The organism is Rania fehmarnensis (assembly GCF_056494185.1).
Window position 1 is genome coordinate 5,409,452 of record NZ_CM151398.1, and the last position, 26,507, is coordinate 5,435,958.

Here is a 26,507-nt window from a genome sequence, read left to right on the forward strand (position 1 = left end):
CGATAGTTTTGATTGAACGGTTGCAGTTATTGAGCGGCTTGCAATTGCTCGGCGATCGGGCCAAGCACTGCGAGTGGCAAAAACAGGAGGGCCCCCACGATGAGCACTGTGCCGATCAGGATGACACCGAACATCCACGAGTCGGTGCGAAACGTGCCGGCTCCTTCAGGAGTCGCTCGCTTAGTACTGAGCGATCCAGCAATAGCCAGCGGAGCGATGATCGGAATGAATCGGGCAAACAGCATCACCAGCCCGGTCACGATGTTCCAAGGTGGCGTGTTATCGCCAAGCCCTTCGAAGCCAGAGCCGTTGTTAGCCGCGGCTGAGCTGAATTCGTAGATGATCTCAGACAGACCATGACTACCCGGATTGTTGAGCGTCTCGCGTCCCCATGAGCTAGCTGCAAACAATGCGACGCCACCAAGAATGAAAAGCGGATGTGCCAAGATCGTGAGCAGGGCAACTTTCATTTCATGAGCTTCGATTTTACGCGCCAGATACTCAGGCGTGCGTCCGACCATCATCCCGGCTAAAAACACAGCTAAAACAATGAACAAGAACATGTTCAACATCCCAACACCAACGCCGCCAAAGATCACGTTCAGCCACATTCCCACCATGGGAGCAAGGCCCGTGAGAGGGTTGAGACTATCGTGCATCGCGTTGACCGATCCGTTGGAAGTCGCTGTTGTTGCCACTGCCCATGTAGGACCAGCGGACATTCCAAAGCGTAGCTCTTTGCCTTCTAAGTTTGAATGCGAAGTAACAGGTAACCCATTCAGCGCAGTGGTCGGTTGCTGTTCGCAGTAGTTGGCATAACCAACCAGCAAGATGAACATCAGCAGCATGACAACAAACACAGCGTTCGCGTGTGCCATTCGCTTGGATATACGACCGAACATCCATACCGACGACATTGGAATGATCAAGATGCAGATATTGCTGATGACGTTAGTCCAGAAAGTTGGATTCTCCAGCGGATGGGAGCTGTTGGGTCCGAAGAATCCTCCTCCGTTGGTTCCAAGTTGTTTGATCGCCACAAACGCAGCCACAGGCCCACGAGCAATTGTCTGTGTGGCGCCTTCCAATGTCGTGGCCTCCACAGCTCCCGAGAGCGTCATTGGTACTCCTCCGATCGCCAAGCTTAGCGCGGCAATGGTCGCCAGGGGTAGCAGCACCAGAAGCGAAGCCGTGGCAACATCTTTGTAGAAATCGCCCATGGACTCGGAGCCCGCCATCGCTCTCGCGACCGCCACAAGAGCAGCGATGCCAACCGCTGCCGATACAAATTGCAGCCACATGAGCGACAACTGCGAAAAGTAGCTGAGCGAGACCTCGCCCGAATAGTGCTGGAGGTTGGTATTGGTAATGAATGAGATCGCCGTATTGAACGCCAGGGTAGGCTCCAAGCCTGCCTTGCCATCGGGATTGATTGGCAAGTAATCTTGAAACGACAGGACCAGAAAAACTAGGGCGAACATGCAGTAGTTAAACATGAGCATCGACCGGCCGTAGGCAGCCCACGTTACTGACGCGTTTTCATGGCTGCGTCCCAATACCACTTCCAATCCATGATGCCAGCGCCGCATGAATGGTGATCTATCGATCGGATCAAATACAAATTGCATGTAATAAGAAAGCGGCCAGGCAATTGCGACAGCCGCGATCAGTATCATTAACGGTAAAATCCAAATTGACATAGCGAGTTCTTCTCTCCTAAAACTTCTCGGGGCACAACATCGCGTAGGTCAGATAGACCAGCGAAAGAACAATCACCAAAACGACGATGGCATTCATAGGGCACCTCGTGATCGTTCGATCCACAGGATCAGTGCCCAGAGAAGTGCGAACCCACAGGTCGCGACAAAAATCATGGTAAGCGTCAGCATCACGATCTCCTTCAGTACGTGTGACTGATAAGAAGTATCGCAATGTCGATATTAAGCGCGCATCAAAAGCGAGCCGCGGAGTATCAAAGTTTTATCAAGATGCGTTGCCCTAGGGAGGGAACTGGTTGTCGCGGCCACTAGATCCGCTTCTGGCATTTTCGCACTACGAGGGTTTCCATGCGCCCCGGAAGATTGCAGGAAAACACGAAAAAACCGGTGTCGTGAGTTGCTGCTAGACACCGGCTACGCTCAGTGAACTTGTACGCCGTTGGTCGTCCCAATACAGCATCGCTGAAATGGGACGCAGTCGGTTCTCGTGGATCTCGGGTTTACCCTACATGTCCGGTAGATTGAGTAGGGCTTCCTGGATATCGGGCGCGAGCTGGTTAAGGGCCATGATCTGATTCCTCCGTGGTAGGGTGACATGTCCACGGCGGGCCAGTTCGATTGTGCCGGACGCTTCGCCAATGCGGAGCATTTCATCGAACCGAATGGTCAGAGCCATCAACTTGGAGATGCGAAGCACGCGGTTCGGCCAAATGCACGTCACGATGGAGCATCGAGCCAATCCGACTGCCAAACCGTAGTACCGCTTGTACAAGGCTGCAAAAGCTGCAACGTTGCCGGTAAGAGCTTTTCTCACGAGTTCTTTGTCAGAGTGGTTCAAGTTGTACCTTCAATAGCTCAGGCATCGATTTGTCACCAGCAATAGTGGGGCGGACGAGCTGTGCGTGAGCGCGCTTTTTTCCTTTTTCAAGAAATTTGTAGCCACCGTCGCCAGACAGTGGAAGTCGTGGTCTGCAAGAATGACTGGATGATCGCAAAGGATGAAGAATATCGGATCAGTTTTTGGAGCCCTATTGTTGCCAAAACTGCGATTCAATGGGTAAGCTTCTGAATACGGGAAAAGGATGAAATCACCATGAAGCAATTTACTCGCGAAGAATCTGAGTCGTATTGGACGCCGACTACGTTTCGGGTGGCAGAGTCCTTTGAAGAATTTGTGGCATTGAATCCCGATTTGAAGGTGGAACAGAATGCGAACGGAGAGATTGTCGTCGTGACGCCAACCGGTAGTGAGGGATCAAGCCGAAACGTCGAAATCTCCGTGCAGTTGCATCGATGGTCAAAAGCTTTCGGAGGAAAGACTTTCGATTCATCCGTCCTCTTCACCCTGCCAGATGGTTCCAAACGTGGGCCGGATGCATCTTGGATCGCGATGGACCGCTGGGAAGCCTTATCGAAAGAAGATCGGGAAGCATTCGCTCCTATCTTTCCCGACTTCGTGATCGAATTGCGTTCGCGATCGCATCGAATAAGCAGCCTCAACCAAAAGATGTTAGACTACATTGCTAATGGTGTTCGACTCGGCTGGCTGATCGATCCGTTCGATCGACAAGTTTATGTCTATCGTCCGAATTGTGAGATGAAGGTATTGTCCGATCCAATATCAATTTCGGGTGAAGACGTATTGCCAGGATTCGAATTTGACACAACGCCGATTTGGGCGACATAAGGCGTTTCCCATTTTCTCAGAAGATTGCTCCAGCGTCGCAATACATAAATTCTCATGGCAGTTTAGCGCTTCGTGATTTGCTTCATTTTGGCATCTCAGAAACAACGCGGAAATCTTTTTTTCAAGTGAACGACCGGTTTACAGAGTGCTCAGTCGCGGGAAGCTAAATCGGCAAGTAAAGTCCGGTCGGTCGCATAAGTTAGAAATGTCACCGAGCCATCCGCCTTTGCAAAAACCGCTCCGCCAGGATGGAAGCTCCAATGGTGTGTTGGACAACGCGTACCTCGCTCACCACGTTGAAAACCTTTGGATTTGTTTCTGGCCAGTCGTTCATGTGTGTCCTCTACTCTTATTCACACATGATCGCAGATTTCCTTACATGTATTGCGCACGGGCACCTCAAACATTTACTCACCTGCACAACCTGCGCTATCAGCTTCACAACTTGTTGCTTCTGGCTGAGTCGGACCGGCCGAAAGAAAGGACAGGAAATTGCTCTCTGGAGAGTGCTTGAGAGCCGGAAATTTGCAGGAAAATGCAAAAAAACCGGTGTTTTGCGTTGCTGCAAGACACCGGCTTATTCGAATTTGCGATGTCGGAACGTTGGTCCGCCTGGTGAGGTACACCAAACGGAGTGGGAGACTTGCCGCTGGCGATCGGATAAAACCCGTTTTGGCAATAGTTGTTTATCAATTGTGCGTATTGCTAACGAACGCAAGAAAGCGGCCGTCGGGAGACCACGATGGAACGTTGATCGTTCCTTGACCGCCGTATACGTAGGCGATGATTCTCGGTTGTCCGCCACCGACCGGCATCATGCGTAGATACACGTGCTTGTAGAACGGATGGGCGTCTGCGGCAATCTCGTTCGAGAAGGACAAGAAGGCGATCTGTTTACCATCTGGTGAGATATGGGGAAACCAATCGTTCAAGTCATCGTGAGTCAATTGCATTTGTTCGGTTCCATCCGATTTCATCCGCCACAGCTTCATTTTGCCACTTCGAGATGAATTGAAGTAGATGAAGTTTCCATCGGGGCTATACTCGGATCCATCGTCGAGGCCTTCGGCAGTTGTGAGTCGTGTTTCCTCGCCTCCGGTCGCAGCTATTCTATAGATGTCGAACTTTCCGTCACGTTCGCCTGTGTAAACCAAAGACTTTCCATCTGGTGACCAGCCATGCAGGTAGGATGGTGATTTGCTGGTGACGCGTTTTGGAACGCCGCCGGTAATGGGCACCGTGTACACAACCGATGCTCCGCCTTCTTCTTTTGTGTGATGGCTGATGCCAATTGTTTTGCCATCGAACGAAAGCACGTGATCGTTGTTGTTCTTGTCCGCGAATCCGGTGTCGATCAAAATCGGTTGCTTGGTGTCGAGCGGAAAGCGATAGAGTTTTCCGGTTGCGTTATAGATCAAGTCAGTTCCGTCAGGCATCCAATTGGGGGCTTCAATTCTATTTGGCGTTTCCAATAGAACGCTGCGTTTACCAGTCTCGACGTCCAATATTTCCAGCCGACTGCCGATGAAGTCGCGGTACGGAACAAAGTTTTCGGGTGCTGGCAACGTGATGCGAACGTTTTTGAAGATGGCTTCTTCAACTACATTAGGATTGTGAGAACACACAAATAGTCCAACGTAGACTTCATCACCCAGCTTATGATCATCGAGGCTGGTTGTCAGAAAGTGCTCGCCGAAGCGGGCCACGGACATCATGTATCGATTTCCCTTGCGTTCAAGTTGAATCACGTCTGCGCCTGTGAGACTTGACTTTAGCTCCTCAGTGTTGGCACCAGCCGTTCGACGGAACTGCAAGGAAGTCAAACCATCTCCATGAACGGCGGCGTTGATGTGTGCTGAATTGGTATCCAGTGTGGACCGTACCATCCATCCCAGCTTGCGATGTGGGTCGACACCATCACCGACCAGGTTCGCATGAGTTCTCAGGATGAAATCGCCTTTGATCCGCTTCCAGACAAAATGAAATTCATCTTTGTCAAACCACATATTCTTGCCGGAGCCAGTAACACGGTACTCCTGCTTCTCTGCGTCGTAGGTTGACTCTCCTGCATTCGAAGGCGCGCCGACGTCAGATCTCGAATCAAATTGGCCAATTCCTTTGATCGTCTGACCGAACGCTAATGTTCCAAGGTGGACAGCAAGAAAAAATGCAGCAATCGTGCCGATAAGTTTGATTTTTGATGAGAACATTCTGGTGCCTGACCGTTGTAGTGTGATTAGATGGCTGAATGCTTAAGCATTCTTGTTGACTGCGATACGCAGATCAGTAACAAGCTCTTCCACTCGAGCGATCGCATCGTACTGGGCTTCCTTGCCTTCGACTGGAAGCGTTTCAACGGGAACATAGCCGCGGTAGTTGGACTCGCGAATGATCCTCACTAGCTTGTCCATGTCGATCTTGGGGCCTTGTCGATTGCTGAGCAGTTCTTTGACTTGCCAGTTTACCGCATGGGGCATCACTTTTGCGATGTCGACGTATGGATCGGGGGTTAAGAAGAAGCCCGTGTCCACGATCGTTCCCAACCATTCTGACTTCACCATATCGAGGAGCTTTAGGACTTCGTCCGCGCTCTTGAGCATATCGCCGTGGTTCTGTACTCCAACCATCACGCCAAATTTCTCACCGTGTACTGCGCACAAAGCGAGTGCTTCTGACATCCACTTCGCTGTTTCTTCCCAAGAGTGGCCTTGGGGCTGTGTGCCGGCGAAGACCCGCAAAACAGGCGCACCCATCTCAGCAGCGGATTCTATCCATCGTTTTGCCAGTTCGACATCCGCCAGGCGTTTCCCTTTATCGGGTGTCGCGAAGTCGTTGCGGATGCCAGTACCACTGAACTCGAGTCCAAGCCCAAATGCATGTCGCTTGAGTTGGTTAATGAACTTTGTTGAGGGCACCTCGGGGTAGCCAGGAAAAAAGTACCCAGTCGGATCAACCGCGTCGACTTCGAGTCGAGCGCATTCATCCAGCATTTCGAAAAGGCTCATTCCACCGCTTTCGCCCTTCTGATGCCGATAAAGCGGAATGTAATACGACCACGCGTTTACGCTCAATTTTATTTTTGCCGAACGAGTTGGTGTTTCGGGTTTATCCTGTGCCGCGACAGTGGATTGCGTGCTTGCACATGCAATACCGAAGGGCAACAGTGCTGCACCTTTTAAGATCGCTCTACGAGTCGTCAGATGTTTCATCGAATGTAATTCTGAAGAGAATAACAGGAGTTGAAGGGGGGATTATTTCGGATCGGACAGAGCTTGCGGCAGTTCGTCAATCGCTTCTCGTGTGCGAATAACAAGCACGAATCGTGAACTGTGGAAAGGGAACACGGGGTTTGGTAATCTTACCGACAGGCGCTTGTGACATCGACTTCCTCGACTACGACAGAGACAGGTTATGAAAAATAGGCAAACCCGTCGAGCAGATGGACTCATTTGATCTACAACTGCTACTTCTTGATCTTTTGATCTGGACCGTCCACTGTGGCGAATGTAAAAGCATCGCGATGTTCATGACTTCGTATCCGATCGATTTCGGCTAGAGTCAACACTAGCTCAAGCTCTACTTTTCGGCTTCGAGTGGTGGTTGGTTCTGGGTCCTTAGTGTTCGTCACCATGGCACCGCGAACCAGAGGACGCACTTCGGGATCCGTTGGGTCGTCGTCATGAATGTTGACAAAGATATCTGCATAGTCCCCGATTGCCGGCGGTTGACCTTGCCCTGTGGTGTCAACGAATACGGAGTAATTCCTGACTGGACCTGAGCGAAGCCGTGATATGGCATCGTAGTCTGCAGGCGGTTGCATGCCAGCGTTCCCCTTCTCTGCTGCCAAAGTTGCGGCTGACTCTCTCGCGCTTTCTGCATTGGTCACCGACACGTCACCAGTCATCTGCGGCATACTCAAGTTTAACTGTGTCAATATATCATCGCTGAACGCTTCGCTCACAAGCCAGCGCTGATTGACGCGGCGTAATTTGAATTTCATTGGAGTGGCCAACTTGTTGCTCTCATTGATCGCGGTTGCGGTAGCTTCGGTGCCGTTAATCAAAATGTCGTACTGCGTCTTTGATATTGCTTCCGTACTGCGCGCAATTGCATCTCTTGAACTGTCTCGGAAAAATTGGCTTAGCTTGCCCGCTTCAGGCAAGAATTCTTTCGGGGATTTCAGTATTCCTGCGGCCAGTCTGTAGAGTTCTCGATCGGGTATTACCCGCGATTCTTTTCCGTCGAGCGAAGCGACCGTCCACTTACAAAGCGACTCGAATGCTTCCTTGCACTCCTCAGGGGGCATCGCAAGCGAATGCTCATTGACGAGTGCTTCGACTTGAAGATGAAATGATGGAAAGGCGCCTGGGATGATTGGCTCGCTGTCTTTCGCATCGCTTACTCCGTTGGTTTGCAATCGAATCTGGGCATCCACTTGCGCGTAAAGCTGTGACAGAACGGACTGGTAGCGTAGCTGTTGCAGCATAACGCCGCTCAATTCGAGGATCGCCTCGTCGGTGTAGCACTCGACCGGAACGTCAACTGGGTGAACAATCGCAAACCGGTCGATGTATTCCAAGGTGGCTTGAGGTGTGGAAAGGTCAACTTGCTCGGGAGAAGCTTCCTGGACCGGGTAGTATTTCGTTTCTTCCTTTGCAGGAGTGGCTCGTTCCACTGTCGCATCTACGCTTTCAGAGTTGATCGCCGACAGTTTGAGCGTGGTATCAGCCCGTTCTGGTTCGATGCGGAGATCGAGCCAAGTGACCTTATCGAGTTGTATAGTTTTGGTTTCATCAAGTTTTATCTTGGCATTGACTTCAAATTTTTCCGATTCTCCAGGTCCGCAACCAATTCGCAATGCAGCGTGAACTGTGCTGTCATCGAGCGAATCAACATGGCCGTTCAGTCTTAATCCAGACACACTCGTTTTGATCATTCCGCCGGCGTTGTATGTGAATGGCGTTCCCTCAGCTACCGCAATGGTTGGGTTGGCCAGGAGCTTATTAGAGTCTTCGTGCCTTTCATAAAGCTCCAGCGCCAGGTAATACTTGGTCGGTTGATCGAGTACTGTTTGAGGCGCAGATGCTGCCGAATTTCGATTCCAAATCTGAAACCCATTCCAACTTCCTACGATAGCGAGCAGTCGTCCATCGGTCGAAAATGCTAGCGACATGATTTCTCTTTCTTGCGGGGGTAGCACAACCGGGGATGAGCTCTTCTGAGTATTTATATCCCAGATCATTACGCCCAACCGACCACGACTTCCAGTTGCAAAATGCCGACCATCTGGGGCGAATGCTACTGAGAACATTGGGCCGCCATGACCATCCATTACTCCCAGTGGTTCTCCAGAGCCAGTTTTCCAAAGACGCGCTGTGCCGTCGTGGCTCACAGACACAAGCAAGCTGCTGTCCGGTGAAAATGCGACTCCTCGGACTTCTTTATCATGCCCTCGCAGTGTTGCGATCGCCTTCCCATCTGGAACGCTCCAGAGTTTGACGGTGTGGTCGAAACTCGCTGAGGCGAGAATCTTACCGTTGGGCGAAAAGGCAACTTGACTCACCAGTTCCGTGTGGCCTGTCAATTCGATGTGCAAGTTCCTTTGCTCCACACTCCAAATCTTGACTAGTTTGTCGTTTCCGCCCGATGCAAGCCACTTGCTATCCGGAGAGAAAGCAACGCTCTTGGAATACCGAGCACTCTCATGACTTTCGAGTACGAACTCTTCTTTGAGTGCAAACCGGTCTTCACCCTTAGCCGCTTCAATGAGTACGAGTTCACCAGGTGGATTTTCTCCATGATCCCCACCAGCAATCGCCAGGTAGGTGCCGTCTGGCGAGAATGCTACATCGGTACAGTTGACAGGTCGAAATAAGGTTGAACGCAGCGAACCGCTGGCTACGTCCCAAAATTTTATCTTCTTGTCCGCGCCCGCCGACGCGATCGTTGTTCCATCGGGATTGAACGCTACTGACCAGACCATTTGATCATGCGCGGGGTTAAACACCTGCTTTATTTTCCATTCGCTGCGACTAGTCGGTTGTTCTGAGCCAACTGTTCCTCGCACTTCCGCAGATTCGTCTAGTTCAGATTTTGAGAAGTTCCAGATCACACGCTCTGAACTATCCGTGAATTGAATTGGGCGAGGAGAACAAGGGACCACATGGTTGCATATACGAAATGCGTTGCTGTCTAACTCAATGATTCCATAGAAGATCGGATTCACCAACGCTTCTGGCGGCGGTTCGTCGATGTCGCTCCACCCCTGCAGCAACTGCTGGCGTTCTAGATCACTCATTACTGGCTTTAAGTCAATTTGCTGTGGCGGACCAGCTTCCCCAAGGACAAGATCAAACATCATTGAATGTTGTCCGTCAGCTGGAATTAACTCCATGCGATTTCTACGTACAGTCGCAGAATAGGAATTGCGATTCGGTACGCCGTTGTCAACGTACTGCTGCACGACAGTCCAGTTTCCCTGCAGCTTGCCCTGCCACTCGTCGGCACTTAAGTTCTTCGCCGTTGTTTGATTCTCGGATGGATAATTCGCCTTGCGGACGATTCTGACGACTTCGTTGCCGGATCGATGAAGCGTCACTTGCTCATTCTCGACAATGAGTTCATCGGTCTCACCAATAATTTCAACTTTGTACTGGCCCGCTGCAACACGTACAGACTGGCCAGATTTCGTAACCTGCAACTCATCGATTACTTCGTCACCCTGAGTGATACGGACACGAATATCGTCTGCCTCAGTTTGAATTGTGAGAGTTCCCTTGTTCGACTCCAGGACTATAAACACGCCAGCGAATACTAACGCAAAAGCAAAGGCCGCAGCGGCAATGAACCTGCCGATCGGAGGACGGCGATACTTTATGGGTGCTATTGGCGCGACAGCTTCAGGTAACGGCATGCCTGCTGGTTGCTGCACATGAGCCAGACACTGCCCAAGGAGATCAGCGACTTCCAACGCATTTGCGAAACGATCTTCTGACGATTTGGACATCAGCCGAGCAATCAGCGAGCAAAGCCACTCAGGAATGTTGGGATTGATTTCACGAATCGGCCGCGGCTCGACATCGGTGATGCGGCGCAGAACACCGAGACTTGTCTCGGCTCGAAACGGCGGGCGGCCAGTGCACATCGTGTAGAGCACGCTGCCGAGACTAAACAAATCGCTGCGGGCATCGACCTGTTCGCCAGCCGCTTGTTCCGGCGACATGTATTGCGGTGTGCCGGGATGGAATCCGGTTCTTGTCAAACTGGCATCATCGGCAGCGCGAGCCAGGCCAAAGTCGGTAATGAGCGCTCGCTCGACTCCTTGTTCCATTAAAATGTTCGATGGCTTGATGTCGCGATGAACCAGACCTTGTTGATGAGCCGCTGAGAGCCCAGATGCCACTTGCATTCCGATCCGCAGTATCTCGCACAACTCCAGCGCACCTTCGCGATCGATTCGCCCTTGAAGAGATTCTCCAGCAATGAAGTGCATTACCAGAAACGGAATCTCTCGCTCGGACTCGACGTTGTAGATCGGAACAACATGTTCGTGAACGACGGCCGCCGCAGCGCGGGCTTCGCGTGCGAAACGCTGGCGTGCCGGACCACTGCTGGAAAGATAGGGAGCCAGGATCTTGATCGCGACCGGACGATTCAATTCCGAATCATGCGCCTTGAAGACAATTCCCATGCCGCCCGAGCCGATGAGTCGTTCGACATCGTAGCGACCGATGCGGCCCAGCATTTCGGGGTGCGATGCAGGCGAGAGCAACTGGCTGGCCATCGACTCGGTCCAGGCCACCGGTCCTTCGTTTCGCAGCGAATAATCCCACTTAGCTGAACCAACTCGGTTCTCGGAACAGGGATCGTCGTTGAGAAGAGCCTGACGTGCCATGGTCCAGTCCTGTGCGCCTGCCGCCAGCTCATCAAAACGCTGCTGACATCGAGGGCATTGCTCGATGTGCTCAATGACTTCCTGATGCTCAGCAGCTTGATCGCCATCATTCAACACGGCCATCAGCTTGTCATCATCGCAAAGCTGGTGATCTGGTTTGTCGTGAAAAATCATTGTTTGTCCTCAAACTGTTTGACGAGTTCTTGAATGCGGTTCATCACACGGCCTCGAGCGACGTAGACTGTGCCGGTTCGCATGTTCAATTGCTGTGCGACCCTATCGACAGACAGGCCTTCGACATGAGTCAGCCAAAACGACTGCCAGGTGGTATCCGAAACCGAATCACGAACTTGCGCCGCAGCCCATTGGAAAACGGCTTGTTCGTATTCGAGGTCGAACTGGGCGGAAAGATCACCGCGGTGGTCTGGGACTCCGGCCAGCAACCGCTCGGCCTCAAGACCATCTTTGCCAAGCGGCCTGGTGGCTCGCCGCGTTAGCATATCGACCGCTTCGTTGCGAGCAATCGTGAGCAACCAGGCGCGAAAGCTGCCTCGATCCTTGCGCTGCAGCCATTGCGGCAGGGCGCGAGAAATAGAAAGCAAAACTTCCTGGATCAGGTTCTCAGCATCGGCGGTTTGAAAACCATGACGACTTGCAACTCGGAAAATGACGGGCGCATAGATGGCGACAAAATCGTTCCAGGCCGCCACATCTTCTGCGTGTTTCAATCGCAGAATTAAGCTAGCTCGAGTTTCTGGAGGACTGGACTGCATCTGATTCCGCTGGCAGAAGTGTTTGGCTATTTAGTAGACTCAGCCAGAAACGGAAATTACACAGTCGCAAAGACACGAAATGAGCCACCACGCGATCCTCCACGAGTTAACCACACCAACCGCTTCTTTGTTACAGTCCCGCTGAATTATTTTTGAACCTGGATTATTTTTGAACTTAGCCCAGACTGGAAAAGAGAGAAGTTGAGCGAACTGAACTCATTTCAAACCGCTCGCGAGACAGGCAATACGCCGTAAGTCCTGCACCCGAAATCGCTTACGCATCGTCGCCCGCGATTCCTCTCGGCAAGTTTCACTTGTTTTCGTTTCATAAATACGTAAGTCCTTTACTTTCAAGACCTTACGAACTGCAAACCCCGAGTCTTTCCGGAGGGTTTCACTTGCTTTTTGTTTCACATATGCAACAATATCATTGTGGTTCGTTCTTTCGGTCTCTCGCTTGAAGTCCATTCGATTGTTGACCCATGTCGCTTTCTACCCTTCTACAAAACCGCATTAACGAACTCGAGATGTCGATTTCCGATCTTGCTCGCCGCAGTGGCGTATCACGGGCAACTGTGATTCGCATTCTCGGAGGGAAGGATGAGCATTACTCCGTTTCCAATCTACAAGCCGTTCTTTCCGCACTCGGAATGAAGATGGATTTGTTGGCGATACCAGCCAAAGAATTCAAAGATACCATCGCTACTCAGAAGGCTAAGCGGTTGATCGCGCTTACACAGGGGAATGTAGCTTTAGAATCCCAAGCCGTCTGTGCAGCTTCTGCCCAAGAGCACCTGGAAGCCACCAAGGCGCGTATCGCATCATCCAGCCGAAAGCTCTGGGCTACCTGACTCACTGAACATCAGCGGTAGCCTTCCGTGAATCCATTCGGTTCAGCCGGCAAAGACGACGATACGCCCTTTGATGGGTCGGGTTTGAAAATCAAGACCATCAAAACGCGTCGCCAACTCAATGAAGCTGAGTTCGAGTCGATCCTGCGAGTGACCGAGAAGTACTTGTTGAGCAAACCAAGCCACAAACTCGCGCCATTTACCTTCGGTTGGCTTCTTGACTTGCATCGGGAGATGTTGGGATCGATTTGGAGTTGGGCGGGAGAAATAAGGACTACTCAAAAGAACATCGGCGTGAGTCCGAACATTGTCACTGCTGAACTCGGCGTCATATCAATCGAATCAGAGAAGCGGCATAGCGAAACCGGCGAACTTGTGATTGCAACCGCTGCCGAGTTTCATCATCGCGCGGTTTGGGTGCATCCATTTGAGGATGGAAACGGTCGGTGGGCAAGACTCTTAGCGAACATCTGGCTGATGCAACACGACCAACCGGTGACTATCTGGCCTGCCACCGACCTCCGTGATACGGAAAGTCCGATCCGCGGTGAGTACATTGCAGCCATGAAGCAAGCGGATTCACTGTTCGTGGAATTCGCTACGATAGCTTAACCTTGAAAAGTGATTCAGATTCCGTTCATTCATTGGGTTTGCGATTAGTTTAGATCAAGTGCTTGCATCGATTGAGTGAAACCATGGAATCGAAAATGTGTCTTGTAATGAGCTTTCTCAAACATTTCATTCGATTTGGGACTTTGTTGATCCCATGTGTAGTGGCACCGTTAGCAGTCGCACAACCATTGACAATGAAGGTTTGGCCGGGAGCGACCGTGGGCGACCATGGGTCGATCGGTCCACAGAGAGTACGCAGGCCCGAGGATGCACCCACTCCAAATGCAATCTGGGTCACCAATGTCTCAGTGCCGACAATCTCAGTATTTCGCCCAGACCCAGCGCGCAACAGTGGTGCTGCTCTGATTATTTGCCCAGGTGGAGGCTATTGGAACTTAGCCTGGAACCGAGAAGGCGAAGATATTGCCGCCTGGGCCAATTCGATCGGTATGACCGGTATCGTACTCAAATACCGAGTACCACGTCGCGAAGGTGAACCCGAGCGGTTGCCGGCTCCTGGCCCGCTATTAGACGCTCAGCGCACTGTAAGTCTCGTACGACACCACGCCGCAACATGGGGTATCGATCCTGAAAAAATTGGTATCGTCGGATTTTCTGCTGGTGGTCATTTGGCGGTTATGACAGCGACTTCTTTCGAGCAGCGGGCGTATGAAGCCTTTGATTCGATTGACCAGCACAGTTGCCAACCCAACTTTGCAGTCGTTGCTTACACCGGCTACATCACGAAGAGTCCGCAGTCCAGAGAGTTGGCCGACTATATTAAGATTCCGCCCAAGACTTGTCCAATCTTCATTGTGCATGCAACCGACGATGACGAACCCGGCGCGCCGCCTGAACAAAGCCTGGCTCTGTATAGCGCATTACGAGAAGCATCCATTCCGGTCGAAATGCATCTTTATGAAGAAGGCAAACATGGCTTTGGGATGCAACAGACTGGACTTCCGGTCAGTTCTTGGCCTCAACGTAGCGCGGAGTGGTTGGCGCGACACAACATTCTGCCTCACAGCTCATCAGCTCAACAAACTGGCGAAGAACCTAGGCAGCTATCGCGGCATTTTACCGGCATCGCCGCCAACTACGTGAAAGATGGCGGTATTGCCCAGGATTCCCGAGTGTTGTTCCATGAAGACTTTGAAACAGGCTCTGTCGGCGAAAAATGGGATATGGTGTATCATCGGTCGAACTTGGACCTAACCACTGAGAAAGACAGAGTGTTTGGTGGCCAGCGATCGCTCGAGATCACTGTCCCTCAAAGTGAGCAGGAAGTGAGCAATGAACTGGTCAAGCGATTTACCGACGGACATTCACAATTGTTCTTGAGGTATTATTCCAAGTTCGAGTTAGGGTTCGACCAGATCGGCTCGAGCCACAACGGAGGTTTCGTGTCAGCAATCGCTTCGACTATCCCCTTTGCCACTCCTGGTCAACGAGCCGATGGAAAGAACAAGTTTACCGTGGCACTGGAGAACTGGCGAGGTGAAGCCGAAACCGCTTCGCCTGGGCATTTAAATGTTTACTGCTATCATCCTAAGATGCGATCTGACTATGGGGATCATTTCTTTCCAACAGGCCTGGTCTTACCTCTTTCCTCTCAGCCAGCAGAGTATGGCTCAGAGTTTATTCCACGTCTTGATGTAGTACCTGATCTGGGTAAGTGGCACTGTTATGAACTCATGGTTCAAGCGAACACGGCTGGTAAAGCTAATGGCAGAATTGCTTTCTGGTTCGACGGCAAACTGGCTGCGGATTTTCCAAACCTTCATCTCCGAGACACCGAAGAATTGAAGCTAAATTACGCAGGTATCGGGTTGCATGCCAAGCAAAGCCCGAAGCGTGCCAACCGAAAATGGTATGATGATGTGGTCATCGCGACTTCCTACATCGGTCCCAAAACGGAAGAGCCTTAGTTCCCCCTCGACCACTTGCTCCTTTGTTGTGCAGACGATCATGAAACACCACTCCTTGAAGCAGTGTTTGACCTTGCTCTTGATCTTCGTCTTACCGAGCATCTGCGTGTTGGGCGAGGACCCAACAGCGTTCAATCCGAGTTCAGAAACGCGTCACGAAAAGCATCCGCGAAAAGTCATTGTTGGAACGACCATGACGCGTTGGTACAGCGACTATCCTGGACTAGATCAGCGAATTCAGCAGATTCGGCAGTTGGTGGCCGAAATGACCGAAAGCTCAAAGCAGAAGTTTGGGCGTTCGCATGATTTAGCTCTTTTTACTGAATACGCCATGACTGCGGGCAAACCAGGCTCTGCGGCCGAAGCGGCCGTGTCCTTGGAAAACGATGTGCTCCCTGCCTGTGCCGATATTGCGCGAGAGTACAAGTGTTATTTGGTACTCGGTGGAATCTTCAACGACCATCCTACGCTGGCTGGTTGTACCAATGAAGCGGTGGTAATCGGCAGAGATGGAGAACTTATCGGGCGCTACGTCAAAGTCCATCCTGTTCCCGACGACCACCGTTCAGACGGTGCAGTAACATTTGAAGGCGGCGTCAAGCCGGGAATCGATTTCGCCGTGTTCGATTTGGACTTTGGTCGCGTTGGGTTGCAGATCTGTTATGACGTGGAGTATCCGGAAGGTTGGCGAAGCCTAGCCAATCAAGGTGTTGAGCTGGTCCTTTACCCAACGCAGTCGCCGCAGTTGACACGAACCGCCATGTATGCTGCCATCCATGAATACTGGGTAGTCTCATCAACCTTCCGACATAATGCATCGTTCTTCGAGCCGGGAACGGGACTCGTGGCGGCCCAAATTAGAGAGCCTCAACAAACATTGGTTCACGAGCTGGATCTGAGCTATCTGATTTTGCCTTGGTCTTCACAACTTCGAAATGGTGAAGTCTTTCGAAATAAATTCGGCGATCGAGTCGGTTTCCGTTATTCTGAATCTGAAGATCGAGGCGTGTTCTGGTCCAATGATCCCGCTACGACAATTGGGCAGATGGCAGAATCGCTCGGCTTGCTTGATCAGGCATCAAAACAACAAGCCCGCGCACGTCGAACGCAGGACGAAGCCCGCGGTGTAAAAGCCCAAGACTAGACCGCAGGAACTTGCTGGCCGACGATCGCGTTGAGTGGTTTGAGAACTACGTCATTTGCTCGTTGGCTCTTCAGTAGAACACCTCGCTGGCGATTACGGATGAACTGATTGGTGCGTTCTTCAATTCGCTTCAGCACGACGTCAGCCGGCATTTCAAATAACGGCGCTTCGAGCGTGCGATTCATGAAGCAATAGAACGACTGAAAACGAAGCACGATGCGCTCACAGTTGGCGCGACGCAACTGGTCCGGATCGTTCAACCAGATCAGCAGCGCGAGGTCGGCTGGTGTGAGATCGCCTTCAAGCAATTCGATGCCGGTGCCATTGAAGCGATGTTCAACACGCGACCACTGTTCCCCATTGATCACTGGTCCAATTACCGCTGATGTCAGGCGGTTCCGTTGCCTGCCAAAACACCATTCCCAAAAACGCCATTCCAACGAATCCGAGCATCGTAAATACTCCGTTACGAGTTAAGTTGAAAACAGATTGGCTGAGAGTGGCGGCAATCGCACGGCTGTTATGCCGACGCGTGCAGCTCTCCACGAGTTCGCGAGGAACTGCGGCAACGAGTATGTGTATTTGTTCGAGAACGGCTGTTGGGATTGCATGCGGATTTAGGCTCAGCTTGACTTCCCCCGAATCGCGGTATAAACGTTGTGACACCATACAAAAGGGGACGAAACGATGCAAAAAATGTTGATCAAACACGGGAACAGCTTGGCTCTCGTGATAGACAAGCCAATCCTGGATATGCTCCAGATTTCCGCTGATACCCCGCTCGAAATAAGCACGAATGGCGACCAGCTCCTTGTTACTCCATGCCGTGATAAAACACGTCAAAAGAAAATCGAAGCGAGTCTCCAAAAGATCAACGCGAAGTTCGAAGACGACTTGCGCAGGCTGGCTCAATAGATGGCAGACGTCGACTTTCTTGAGCTCAGCGACGTAATGCAGATTCACGCGATGGGCAGCGTCGGCAAACCTACGGCATGCATGTTTGCAGGCCCAGGAATCGGACGGGCCTGGAGACCCCGACCTACGGGGATAAGAAAAAAGCCGGCGTTCGGCTGGTGTGCTAAACGTCGGCTTTCGGTTTTCGTGGCTTCACAGGCTAGAAGCCTATGCCACACCACAGGCTAGTGGCCTATGCCACATAAGTTGAGTGGAACCGACACCTCGCGAAACTCGCCCGTTTTCTCTCGTCCGGGTTATGGCTCTTTGACTGTTTTAGCGAATAACCTGCGGGAATGGCGTCGGAGAGTCTCCGAGATCCCGCGAGTGGCTTGGTCGTGACTCACGTGCTTCTGCCTTTCTTCTTAGGTTTTGAAAGTTCGCTTGGCGTGTAGCGATCGCCCGAGATCCGGCAAACCACAACGTATCGCGGCTCGGTTTCGCCCTTTGGCGTTAACTTCATCGGACGGATGGACTCCGCAAGATGCAGCGCTTGGCCGCCGTGATCCGTCTGATCGAGCACGAGCAGGAACCCCATCCGAGACGCTGTATTCTGGTACTGAAAAGCCTGTTTCGTGTACCGTTCTTCAATGGCTTCGAACGAGCAATCGCGCTCTTCCCGCTTAACCTCAACCACAATTTTTTCTGCGTTGTACTGAAGCATAACATCTGCCCGTCCTCCACCAATGTTTGGTACCTCTATTTGTGCTCCCACTGCAAATGGGCGAAATAAAGTCATAAAGTCACGGTGAAGAAAGTCCTCTGTGGGCCGTGATCCATCATCGCGTCTAAAGAGGTACTTCAACTCAGGTGCATCCTTCTTTGTCATATCCAAGCGAGACGCAACAAACTGAACGAGCCACCAAAGAGTCGTATTGAAGACTGTCTTCACGTCGGGGTGTTGGTAATCAGGATGCGCACTCAACCCCTCAATACAATCGGTAATAATGCCAGTCTGTACATGGTTTAGGTTTCTAGACTGGAGCAACATGGCATCCGGCGTACATGGTAGTAAGGATAAAGTAACTCGTGAACGAATTTTTTCAGGCTTCAACACACCACTGTTACCAGAGATTTTGATTTGCACGTCTGTGGGGCAGGAAGGAATCGATCTGCATCGACACTGCAGACATGTAATTCATTTTGACCTAGCTTGGAATCCAGCCGTCATGGAGCAGAGAACTGGGAGAACCGATCGAATAGGAAGTAAAACGTTTCGGGAGCGAGATCGTTCAGGCGAAGAGTCGAATTCGTTCTTGGAAATCGGGGTCCCATATTTAGCGGGAACCTACGATGAACGAATGTACGAAGAACTGCGATTGCGTGCACAGACGTTTGAGGTTCTTACCGGTGGCGATCTTGCTGCAGACGAATCTGAAGGAGCAGACGATCAGGACAACGCCGAAGGGGAGGAGGCTGGACTTCGATTTGTTCCACTCCCCGATTCTATGGTCCACGCGCTTCGAGTCAATTTGCATGTCTGGTCAGAGCAGGTTGCCCCCCAAAATTAGTTTCGTAAGTGCACCTCTATTTCGTACGACTACTTTCAGTAGCTCGGTACGACAACGAGCACTCCAAGGCTGGACAACAACTCCCGCAAGCCGGTAATGCGACCCGCGGGTGTTGAGTATCAAGTATACGGCAGTTGGACCGGAGTCCAACACGCGTTTACAGTTCGATCGCTTCAACTTCAGGAACGAATCTAAGGCAATCCTCACGGAGCGATCACTGGATACGGTGGCATCCCTGGGTAATAGTGTCCCGGATGGCCTTCGGGCAGGTTGTCGGGATAGTGATAACCTGGCGGCAAATGATACGGATGATCTGGTGGGAGCCGCGGCCAGATGATGTTGGGGAGCGGAGGTGGAGCTTCAATAACCACAGGCTCATCCGGTGGTGGCGGCCAAGGCCAATCCTCGGGCCACCATGGTGGACGTGGGCCCGGGTCTTCGCTTGAGGATCCTTCATCGTCGCCTCCAGAACTCTCCGGTGGAATGTATGGAGGTTGTCTTCCATGAGTCGCTTGAGTGCCGGCCGCTCGATGTTGCCCCCTGAGAAGCCTCCGTCGTCGTAACGGTCGTAAACGATCTCCCAGCCTTCACACTTCTGGCTGCGAATGTAAGCTTCGGCTGCTTCGCGTTGGGCGTCGAGCGAGTTGAACTGTTGATCGAGTCCTTCTTCCGTGGACTTGCGAGTGTAGATCGCGCAACGAATGGTTTTTGGGCGCGGTGGGGTTTTGTTACTCATGCTCGTCTCCCAAGTCGAAAGAATAGAAATCCATTGCAGTGCGAGCCGCTAACTTCTTTGGCGATCGCCGTCAGAGATTTGTAGCGCCGGCCCTCGTACTCAAAGCCTTCCTGCAAGACGATCACGCGGATCATCTTGCCCTTGTATTGCCGCTCGACGATGTTGCCTGGCGGCGGCAGTCGCGGGTCCCAATCCACGAACGAATTGGGCTCAGGAAGAACCAACTTGACGCCCTCGGTGCTGTGCTTCCTTGGAGCCGTCACTCGCGTCTCAGCGCCAATCGCCAACTCCTCGGCCTTCTTCAACGCGGCTCTGGACAGCCCACCTTCTTCGTTGGCTTGAAGACGCCAAGCGATGCGACGAATCAAGTACTGCTTATTGCGGCTCCGGCATTCTTCTTCGAAGACCTGTTCGTAGCGATGGACCAATTGGCTAACCGTTTTGTCCTGCAGTTCGGCGATCTTGAGTAATACGTTGGGGCTCATTGATCACCTCCTTGCTGTATAGGCTCCACTGAATCCACTTGGCCGTGACGTTGGTCTTCCACTAGCATGCGGTCGCCCTCTGAGGGCTGCCCATCGGAATACGCCTTGCTTTCGGGCATGTGGGATTCAATCGCTTTGGCTGCCAATGGGCTCCTTTTGACCCGAATCACACCTCTGGCCAACAGTGCTGCGATGTCTCTGTGTCTTGCTTCGTTGCTCACGAATTACCTCCGTTTTGGATGTCTTGGGCGTCGCCAAAACCCAGCGTTTTGGAGACGCGAGACACAGAGAGGGCTTTGTCCGAAACGAAATCAAGCGGCTCGGGTAAAGAGTCTCCGAGATTGCCCAAAACAGGTTCGTCCTGCGCCGAGTTCTCGCTTGATTCGTCATCGAATTCGCGGTCTGCAGCGACACAGCGTTGGATACCGCGAAGTAGGATCTCCGCGATGGATCGAAAGCGAACCGACGCCGGATCGGCCGGCCTTTCGCCATCGTTAGGAAGAGTATCGAAAGAAAAAGGGTCGATGGTTCCGTCTCCATAGCTAGACCTTCGAGGGAACCGAAGTGGCATCCCTCCCAGATCTATCTATGCAAAACGGCCGAACCGCGTCTCATTACCCACTAAGAATTTGCGACCATCGGCAACCCAAATAAGGCGATCAACAGCGGAAAATCAACGTGGCGAGAAAGCGGTTGCAGTTACTGAATAAAAGCTTCGCAGCCCTCGAAATCACTGGGTACCTCGATTAGTTCAATGACACATGCTTCAATGCTTAGGAGCACCAGCTAGGCTCTGTCGAAAAGAGCATTGTCAAACCTTCAGCGATTGTCGGGTGCGTGAGAATTGCGTCCCGGAGTTCTATGTAAGGGATCCCGGCCAACATTGCTAACTGCACAACAGACATTATTTCCCCGGCCCCCACGCCGAAGGCCGTGAATCCGAGGATTTGGTCATTGGCAGCGATGAGCGCTTTCAAGAATCCGCGAGTCTCAGCTAGCGTGCGTGTTCGCGGCACCTTTCGCATCGGGATTTTTACGAGTCGGTAGGAGATGCATTGCTGCTTGGCCTCCCGCTCGTTGAGTCCGATGCGGGCCAACTCAGGATCAGTGAACAAGCAGAATGGCACCTGTCGACCGGTGGTGACGCGGTTTCCGCCTTCGATGTTGTCTCTGACAACTCGAAAGTCGTCGTAGGCAGCATGTGTGAAATACGGGCTGCCAGCACAATCTCCCACGGCCCAAACACCTGGAGCGGTCGTCTGCAGCCGTTCATTAACTTTCACATGACCACGAGCATCGACTTCGATTGCTGCCTGCGCCAGCCCAATGCCATCGGTATTAGGTGTACGTCCTGCGGCGACTAACAGGTGCGATCCTTCAATCAGAATTGATTGCCCTCCGGCCGTCGCGTGGAGCCGGACGGATTTGGCTGTCTCGCCGTCAATGCGCGAAATCTTCGTGCCGGTAAATACTTCGACTCCCTCGTCGTGAAAGAGTTCGCCGATCGCTGTCGTGACATCGGGATCTTCGCGGTGGATCAACTTCTCGTTCCGCTCAACCACAGTCACACGGCTGCCCAGTCGGCGATAGGCCTGTGCCAATTCAAGTCCAATATAGCCACCACCTAAAACGATGAGATGCGCGGGAGCATGGTCCAGATCGAGCGCTTCGATGTGGGTTAGTGGCTTGCTTTCCTTGAGGCCAGGCGTGTTGTCGATTCTCGCCCGGGAACCGGTACAGACGACAACGTTCTCGCCCCGGAGCGTTCGGGTTTCACCGCCATCGATTTCCACTTCGATGGTTTTTGGTGCGACGAAGACGCCGTTGCCGAGCACCAACTCCGCTCCACTTGCTCGGTATTTTTCAAGGTGGTCTGCGACCAGGTCGTCGACCATCTTCCGTTTGCGGTCGCGGACGGCCGTCATCTCGACCGGACCCACGAACTCAGCCACGCCAAATTCAGTCCCATGCCGACAATACGACGCGATCTTAGCCGAATGGATGAAACTCTTACTGGGCAAACAAGCAACATTCGGGCATGACCCGCCAATGTACTTACGCTCAACAACGGCGACTCGCTTCCCTTTTGAAGCGAATGTCCAGGCAATTTACTTTCCCGCTTCCCCACTGCCCAGGATAACGAGGTCGAACTCTTCGGGGTTTGACATAGCGAACTCGGATGGGTTGAGGAAACAGGAAACCGAGAAGCTAGGCTTGAATGAACGACAGCAAGTCGGCGTTGATCACATCGGCGTGCGTCGTGCACATGCCGTGCGGGAACCCCTCATAAACTTTCAGGGCTCCGTTCTTAAGAAGTGTGACGGAAAGAAGTGCAGAGTCTGCGATGGGTACGATTTGGTCATCGTCGCCATGCATAACAAGCGTCGAAACTTCAATTCGTTGCAGGTCCTCGGTGAAGTTAGTTTCGGAGAATGCCCGGATGCCATCGTAGTGGGCCTTTGCACCTCCCATCATTCCCTGTCTCCACCAGTTTTGAATGACTGCCTGCGATGCAATTGCATTCGGACGGTTGTAGCCATAGAACGGGCCGCTCGCGACGTTGAGGTAGAACTCAGAGCGGTTGGCTGCAAGTTGCTGCCGGAATCCATCGAACACTTCTATCGGCAAGCCACCAGGATTGTCTGGCGTCTGCAACATGATCGGCGGCACAGCGCCGATCAGCACCAACTTCGCCACGCGCTCCGCACCGTGGCGAGCGACGTAGCGTGTTGCCACACCGCCACCAGTCGAGTGACCAATGTGGATCGAGTTGCGTAGATCGAGATGTTCTACGAGGGTGGCGGCGTCAGCGGCGTAGTGGTCCATGTCATGACCATCAGCAACCTGGCTCGAACGGCCATGCCCGCGCCGGTCAAAGGCGACAACGCGATAACCATGGCCGAGAAAGAACAGCATCTGCGTATCCCAGTCGTCAGCACTCAGCGGCCAGCCATGATGGAAAACAATCGGCTGCGCGTTCCTCGGCCCCCAGTCCTTATAGTAAATCTGTGTGCCGTCGGGGGTGGTAATATTGCTCATTATAGGCTCCTGTATTATGAAATTGGCTGAATCCGAATCGGTCAAATCTGTGCGGCACCACCATCGACAAATAGCTCTGTTCCTGTGATATAGCTACTATCGTCGGAAGCGAGAAACACGACTGCTTTTGCGATTTCGTCAGGTGTGCCCGACCGCCCAAGTGGGGTCTTCGTTGCCGCATCAGTCTCAAAAGCTTTGATCTGCTCGTCAGTCATTCCAAGTTCGTTCTTGTACGCGGGCGTGATTACCGTACCAGGACTGACGATGTTCACACGAATGTCTTTGCCGATTAGGTCCACGGCCCAGGTCCTAACAAACGACCGGAGCGCTGCTTTTGTGGCCGCGTAGACACTGAACCCGGGAAGGCCCTTAATCGTCACCATCGACCCGTTGAGAATGATCGTGCCTCCTGCAGACATAAGTGGTAAAGCCTTCTGTACCGTGAACAGAGTTCCTTTGACATTGATGTCGAAGTACTTGTCGAAATGCTCTTCTGTAATTTCGCTAAGTCGCACAAACGCGCCGCCACCCGCGTTGGCAAAGACAATGTCGAGCTTTCCGAATCGTTCCCGGACCATTTCATAAAGGCGGTCAAGATCAGCCAGAATCGACACATCGCTTCGTATTCCCAGGGCGCTGCTACCAAGTTCATTCACTGCCATGTCCAATTCGGACTGTCGCCGGCCCGTGACCACGACTTGCGCCCCTTCCGCAATAAATCGCTTGGCAGTCGCCAAACCCAATCCGGAACTTCCACCAGTAATAAGGGCGATCTTTCCAGCAAGCTTCTCAGCCATAATTGATTCTCCTGGGTATCTCAAATAATTAAATTAAGTCAAACGTCTTATTGGATCTTGTTCACGGCGTCTGCAGTCGTGAGAACTACATTGGCAATGAAGCGGTAGTTGATAACTGCAGCCTTATAGCCATCGCCGATTTCAGGGTGCCGAGGTCCTGCGGTGGCGTCGGCCACTACCGCGACCTCAAAGCCTTGTTCGATAAGTTCCCGCAAGTGGCTTTCAACGCATAGGTTCGCAAGCATCCCTGCGAGGATGACTTTGTGGAAACCACGTTTGCGAAGTTGAAGCACCAGATCGTTGGTCTGTGGGCCCCAAATCTTGTGAGGGCTGACAATGACCGCCTTGCCATCCTCTATGTAGGGTTTGTACCGATCTAGCCAGTCTGCCCCGGAACCGTAGAACCCTTCTCGGCCGAGTGGGTCGGGTCGGTAGAACTCTTTGCTGTCCAGCATCATGTGCTCGACAATGCTGCCGAACTGCCACGCCTGATCATGTGGGTAGAGATAATGAGGTGATATGAACACACCGAAGTCTCGCTCCTTGGCCGCTTCAAAGAGGAGGCCGAGATTCTCGATGGTGTTATTTTCCTTGATGCTTTCGCCCACCAGCTCCCAGGAGATACCGTTCTCGCTAAGCACATCGTTCTGTGGGTCGATGATTACAAGTGCGGTGTCATGTTTGTGGAATTGCATACTGCTTTCCTTATAGATTGGTTTGAGACGAATTCAGTCGTAAAAGCTTGACTTCGGACTCCAGTTCCGCGATGCGAGCCTGAAGTTTCTCAACAACTGGGGCAATCTGTCGTTGCGAAAACCTCGGATGGATATGTTGTTGGCAATTCACATCCCACGCTTCGACCGTGAACACGATTGCCCGCTCGACTTTGCCGGGGTACGTGGGATCGCGGAGACGGTCAAGCAAACCGGCATCATTCTCTAAGACCCTGGCCGTGCCCCACAGTTTGATCCGTTGACTGTTGGCATAGTCCATCAGGAAGATGAACGCTTTGTTGTTTTCCGAAAGATTACCGAGAGTGATGTATTGCCGATTACCGCCGAAATCGGCGAATCCCAATTTGTGTTCGTCGAGCACCTTGAGAAATCCAGGTGAACCTCCGCGATATTGAATATAGGGCTGCCCTTCGCTGTTGGTGGTCCCGAGATAAAACATGTCCAAGTCAGCCAGAAACTCGGTAAGCTCTGGCGTGATCGTCGTCTGCCAACCTCCGCCGCGCTCCATGCGCGCATAGCTTGGCCGTGATCCCTTCTGCCCCTGGATCGCCTTCACTGCTGGGGTGAAGGCAACGTCACTTGGGTACTCGCGGCCGTTCGTCATATTGCTTTCAGACATCGTTACTTCCGTTCGCGGCTTGGCGTTGCAGGACTGGTTGTGGGCTCGGCTGATCGACCTATTTGTTCGGCACGTGCTTGCCAAGGAATTCTCGCATCAGGCCAGCGATCTCCGCGCCGTTCGACTCCAGCGCGAAGTGGCCCGCGTCCAAGAGGTGAAATTCGAGGGTCTTTAGATCTCGCTTGTAGGGCTCTGCGCCGTCTGCGGGGAATATCTTGTCGTTCTTGCCCCAAGCGATCAGCATCGGTGGCTGATGTTTTCGGAAGTATGCCTGCCACTGTGGATAGAGTGGCGGATTGCTACCGTAGCTCAAGAACAGATCGAGTTGAATCTCGTCATTGCCTGCTCGGTCGAGGAGAAACTGATCGTGCACGGCTCCGTCCGGACTAATGAGTTCCGGGTTTTTCACGCCGTGAGTGTACTGCCATTTCGTCGCGTCGTAGGTTACTAAATTGCGAATGGCATCGCGTTTATCTTGGCTGCTCGGTTCTTTCCAATATGCTTTGATCGGCTCCCAGAACTCATTGTCGAGTCCTTCGTCATACGCATTGCCATTTTGAACAACGATCGCAGTGATACGATCCGGATGAGCTGATGCCAGCCGATAGCCGACAGGTGCACCGTAGTCCTGCACGTAGAGAGCATATTTTTTGAGTTCGACCTTTTCGGTGAACTCATCAATTACCTTTGCCAAGTTGTCAAATGTGTATGTAAATTTGTCTCTCGGCGGCATGGAACTGTGGCCGTAGCCGGGATAGTCGGGAGCGATGACGCGATACTTGTCTCCCAACGCCGGAATCAGATTGCGGAACATCTGGGAACTGGTCGGAAAGCCGTGGAGCAGCAGGATCGCTGGCGCGTCCTTAGGTCCGGCTTCGCGATAGAAGATGTCGAGGTCTCCGACCTTAATCGTCTTGTGATACACATTGACTGGTTGTTCTGCCCAAGTGGAGTGCCAAGGAAACAGCATCGCGACCAAGGTCAGTAGTCCCAAGGCAAATGGTCGATTCGTCGAAATGGTCATG

General features: G+C 52.3%; 24 protein-coding genes. 6 read left to right on the top strand and 18 right to left on the bottom strand.

The window, feature by feature from the left end; genetic code table 11:
* Positions 1-26: 26 nt before the first annotated feature.
* Both kdpA and SH573x_RS18420 read right to left on the bottom strand, forming a co-directional pair.
* A complete protein-coding gene (gene kdpA / locus SH573x_RS18415; protein WP_479349160.1) occupies positions 27-1,700 on the bottom strand; it encodes a potassium-transporting ATPase subunit KdpA in 1,674 nt (557 codons plus the stop codon).
* Between the two features lie 523 nt (positions 1,701-2,223).
* A complete protein-coding gene (locus SH573x_RS18420; RefSeq protein WP_479349162.1) occupies positions 2,224-2,439 on the bottom strand; it encodes a hypothetical protein in 216 nt (71 codons plus the stop codon).
* Positions 2,440-2,811: 372 nt separating this feature from the next.
* On the opposite strand from SH573x_RS18420, the gene SH573x_RS18425 reads away from it, so the two are divergent.
* Entirely contained in the window at positions 2,812-3,405 is a 594-nt protein-coding gene (locus SH573x_RS18425; RefSeq protein ID WP_479349163.1) for a Uma2 family endonuclease, read from the top strand.
* 149 nt (positions 3,406-3,554) lie between these two features.
* Here the strand turns inward: SH573x_RS18425 and SH573x_RS18430 are convergent, their stop codons facing one another.
* From SH573x_RS18430 to SH573x_RS18450, 5 genes are all read right to left on the bottom strand, one after another.
* Complete coding sequence (locus SH573x_RS18430) at positions 3,555-3,758, bottom strand: DUF1559 family PulG-like putative transporter (protein ID WP_479356758.1); 204 nt, start codon at positions 3,756-3,758, stop codon at positions 3,555-3,557.
* A 336-nt stretch (positions 3,759-4,094) separates the two neighbouring features.
* The gene (locus tag SH573x_RS18435) at positions 4,095-5,615 is read right to left on the bottom strand and encodes a TolB family protein (protein WP_479349164.1); all 1,521 of its coding nucleotides are present in this window, start codon (positions 5,613-5,615) and stop codon (positions 4,095-4,097) included.
* 42 nt (positions 5,616-5,657) lie between these two features.
* A complete protein-coding gene (locus SH573x_RS18440; protein WP_479349165.1) occupies positions 5,658-6,410 on the bottom strand; it encodes a sugar phosphate isomerase/epimerase family protein in 753 nt (250 codons plus the stop codon).
* 458 nt (positions 6,411-6,868) lie between these two features.
* Positions 6,869-11,473: a WD40 repeat domain-containing serine/threonine protein kinase gene (locus SH573x_RS18445; RefSeq protein ID WP_479349167.1), complete on the bottom strand. Its 4,605-nt coding sequence runs from the start codon at positions 11,471-11,473 to the stop codon at positions 6,869-6,871.
* Positions 11,470-12,072, bottom strand: a complete 603-nt coding sequence (locus tag SH573x_RS18450) for an RNA polymerase sigma factor (protein WP_479349169.1) — start codon at positions 12,070-12,072, stop codon at positions 11,470-11,472. Before SH573x_RS18450 ends, SH573x_RS18445 begins: the two co-directional genes overlap by 4 nt.
* Before the next feature lie 482 nt (positions 12,073-12,554).
* On the opposite strand from SH573x_RS18450, the gene SH573x_RS18455 reads away from it, so the two are divergent.
* The 4 genes from SH573x_RS18455 (at position 12,555) to SH573x_RS18470 (ending at position 16,607) form a co-directional block, all read left to right on the top strand.
* The gene (locus tag SH573x_RS18455) at positions 12,555-12,923 is read left to right on the top strand and encodes a helix-turn-helix domain-containing protein (RefSeq protein WP_479349170.1); all 369 of its coding nucleotides are present in this window, start codon (positions 12,555-12,557) and stop codon (positions 12,921-12,923) included.
* A 27-nt stretch (positions 12,924-12,950) separates the two neighbouring features.
* Positions 12,951-13,535, top strand: a complete 585-nt coding sequence (locus SH573x_RS18460; protein WP_479349171.1) for a Fic family protein — start codon at positions 12,951-12,953, stop codon at positions 13,533-13,535.
* 194 nt (positions 13,536-13,729) lie between these two features.
* On the top strand, positions 13,730-15,463 hold the full coding sequence (locus tag SH573x_RS18465) for an alpha/beta hydrolase (protein WP_479349172.1): 1,734 nt from the start codon (positions 13,730-13,732) through the stop codon (positions 15,461-15,463).
* Between the two features lie 193 nt (positions 15,464-15,656).
* Positions 15,657-16,607, top strand: coding sequence for a carbon-nitrogen hydrolase family protein (locus SH573x_RS18470; RefSeq protein ID WP_479356760.1), 951 nt, complete (start codon positions 15,657-15,659; stop codon positions 16,605-16,607).
* On the opposite strand, the gene SH573x_RS18475 is transcribed toward SH573x_RS18470, so the two are convergent.
* The 3 genes from SH573x_RS18475 to SH573x_RS18485 form a co-directional block, all read right to left on the bottom strand.
* A complete protein-coding gene (locus SH573x_RS18475) occupies positions 16,604-16,975 on the bottom strand; it encodes a hypothetical protein (protein WP_479349173.1) in 372 nt (123 codons plus the stop codon). The genes SH573x_RS18470 and SH573x_RS18475 overlap by 4 nt on opposite strands.
* Positions 16,944-17,519, bottom strand: a complete 576-nt coding sequence (locus SH573x_RS18480; protein ID WP_479349174.1) for a hypothetical protein — start codon at positions 17,517-17,519, stop codon at positions 16,944-16,946. The genes SH573x_RS18475 and SH573x_RS18480 overlap by 32 nt, the downstream gene beginning before the upstream one ends.
* Before the next feature lie 385 nt (positions 17,520-17,904).
* Entirely contained in the window at positions 17,905-18,648 is a 744-nt protein-coding gene (locus SH573x_RS18485) for a hypothetical protein (RefSeq protein ID WP_479356867.1), read from the bottom strand.
* Between SH573x_RS18485 and SH573x_RS18490 the strand changes: the two genes are divergently transcribed.
* Positions 18,551-19,072, top strand: a complete 522-nt coding sequence (locus tag SH573x_RS18490; protein WP_479349176.1) for a helicase-related protein — start codon at positions 18,551-18,553, stop codon at positions 19,070-19,072. The genes SH573x_RS18485 and SH573x_RS18490 overlap by 98 nt on opposite strands.
* Positions 19,073-19,286: 214 nt before the next feature.
* Here SH573x_RS18490 and SH573x_RS18495 read toward each other — a convergent pair whose 3' ends face one another.
* The 8 genes from SH573x_RS18495 to SH573x_RS18530 form a co-directional block, all read right to left on the bottom strand.
* On the bottom strand, positions 19,287-19,808 hold the full coding sequence (locus SH573x_RS18495) for a recombinase family protein (RefSeq protein ID WP_479349177.1): 522 nt from the start codon (positions 19,806-19,808) through the stop codon (positions 19,287-19,289).
* Positions 19,805-20,293, bottom strand: a complete 489-nt coding sequence (locus SH573x_RS18500) for a DUF2924 domain-containing protein (protein ID WP_479349178.1) — start codon at positions 20,291-20,293, stop codon at positions 19,805-19,807. The genes SH573x_RS18495 and SH573x_RS18500 overlap by 4 nt, the downstream gene beginning before the upstream one ends.
* Positions 20,294-21,066: 773 nt before the next feature.
* Positions 21,067-22,401 (bottom strand): dihydrolipoyl dehydrogenase family protein, encoded by a 1,335-nt coding sequence (locus SH573x_RS18505; RefSeq protein WP_479356762.1) that lies wholly within the window; start codon positions 22,399-22,401, stop codon positions 21,067-21,069.
* A 100-nt stretch (positions 22,402-22,501) separates the two neighbouring features.
* Positions 22,502-23,332: an alpha/beta fold hydrolase gene (locus tag SH573x_RS18510; RefSeq protein ID WP_479349179.1), complete on the bottom strand. Its 831-nt coding sequence runs from the start codon at positions 23,330-23,332 to the stop codon at positions 22,502-22,504.
* Between the two features lie 41 nt (positions 23,333-23,373).
* On the bottom strand, positions 23,374-24,129 hold the full coding sequence (locus SH573x_RS18515) for a glucose 1-dehydrogenase (protein WP_479349180.1): 756 nt from the start codon (positions 24,127-24,129) through the stop codon (positions 23,374-23,376).
* 47 nt (positions 24,130-24,176) lie between these two features.
* On the bottom strand, positions 24,177-24,824 hold the full coding sequence (locus SH573x_RS18520) for a cysteine hydrolase family protein (RefSeq protein ID WP_479349181.1): 648 nt from the start codon (positions 24,822-24,824) through the stop codon (positions 24,177-24,179).
* Between the two features lie 10 nt (positions 24,825-24,834).
* Complete coding sequence (locus tag SH573x_RS18525; RefSeq protein WP_479349182.1) at positions 24,835-25,482, bottom strand: pyridoxamine 5'-phosphate oxidase family protein; 648 nt, start codon at positions 25,480-25,482, stop codon at positions 24,835-24,837.
* 58 nt (positions 25,483-25,540) lie between these two features.
* Positions 25,541-26,452: an alpha/beta fold hydrolase gene (locus SH573x_RS18530; protein WP_479356763.1), complete on the bottom strand. Its 912-nt coding sequence runs from the start codon at positions 26,450-26,452 to the stop codon at positions 25,541-25,543.
* Positions 26,453-26,507 lie beyond the last annotated feature (55 nt).

Coding starts and splice junctions, on each gene's coding strand:
- SH573x_RS18490 (WP_479349176.1), top strand. CDS start 18,551: ATGGCATCCGGCGTACATGGTAGTAAGGATAAAGTAACTCGTGAACGA.
- SH573x_RS18445 (WP_479349167.1), bottom strand. CDS start 11,473: ATGATTTTTCACGACAAACCAGATCACCAGCTTTGCGATGATGACAAG.
- SH573x_RS18515 (WP_479349180.1), bottom strand. CDS start 24,129: ATGGCTGAGAAGCTTGCTGGAAAGATCGCCCTTATTACTGGTGGAAGT.
- SH573x_RS18495 (WP_479349177.1), bottom strand. CDS start 19,808: ATGAGTAACAAAACCCCACCGCGCCCAAAAACCATTCGTTGCGCGATC.
- SH573x_RS18510 (WP_479349179.1), bottom strand. CDS start 23,332: ATGAGCAATATTACCACCCCCGACGGCACACAGATTTACTATAAGGAC.
- SH573x_RS18520 (WP_479349181.1), bottom strand. CDS start 24,824: ATGCAATTCCACAAACATGACACCGCACTTGTAATCATCGACCCACAG.
- SH573x_RS18455 (WP_479349170.1), top strand. CDS start 12,555: ATGTCGCTTTCTACCCTTCTACAAAACCGCATTAACGAACTCGAGATG.
- SH573x_RS18500 (WP_479349178.1), bottom strand. CDS start 20,293: ATGAGCCCCAACGTATTACTCAAGATCGCCGAACTGCAGGACAAAACG.
- SH573x_RS18450 (WP_479349169.1), bottom strand. CDS start 12,072: ATGCAGTCCAGTCCTCCAGAAACTCGAGCTAGCTTAATTCTGCGATTG.
- SH573x_RS18465 (WP_479349172.1), top strand. CDS start 13,730: ATGAAGGTTTGGCCGGGAGCGACCGTGGGCGACCATGGGTCGATCGGT.
- SH573x_RS18425 (WP_479349163.1), top strand. CDS start 2,812: ATGAAGCAATTTACTCGCGAAGAATCTGAGTCGTATTGGACGCCGACT.
- kdpA (WP_479349160.1), bottom strand. CDS start 1,700: ATGTCAATTTGGATTTTACCGTTAATGATACTGATCGCGGCTGTCGCA.
- SH573x_RS18470 (WP_479356760.1), top strand. CDS start 15,657: ATGACGCGTTGGTACAGCGACTATCCTGGACTAGATCAGCGAATTCAG.
- SH573x_RS18435 (WP_479349164.1), bottom strand. CDS start 5,615: ATGTTCTCATCAAAAATCAAACTTATCGGCACGATTGCTGCATTTTTT.
- SH573x_RS18440 (WP_479349165.1), bottom strand. CDS start 6,410: ATGAGCCTTTTCGAAATGCTGGATGAATGCGCTCGACTCGAAGTCGAC.
- SH573x_RS18530 (WP_479356763.1), bottom strand. CDS start 26,452: ATGCTGTTTCCTTGGCACTCCACTTGGGCAGAACAACCAGTCAATGTG.
- SH573x_RS18525 (WP_479349182.1), bottom strand. CDS start 25,482: ATGTCTGAAAGCAATATGACGAACGGCCGCGAGTACCCAAGTGACGTT.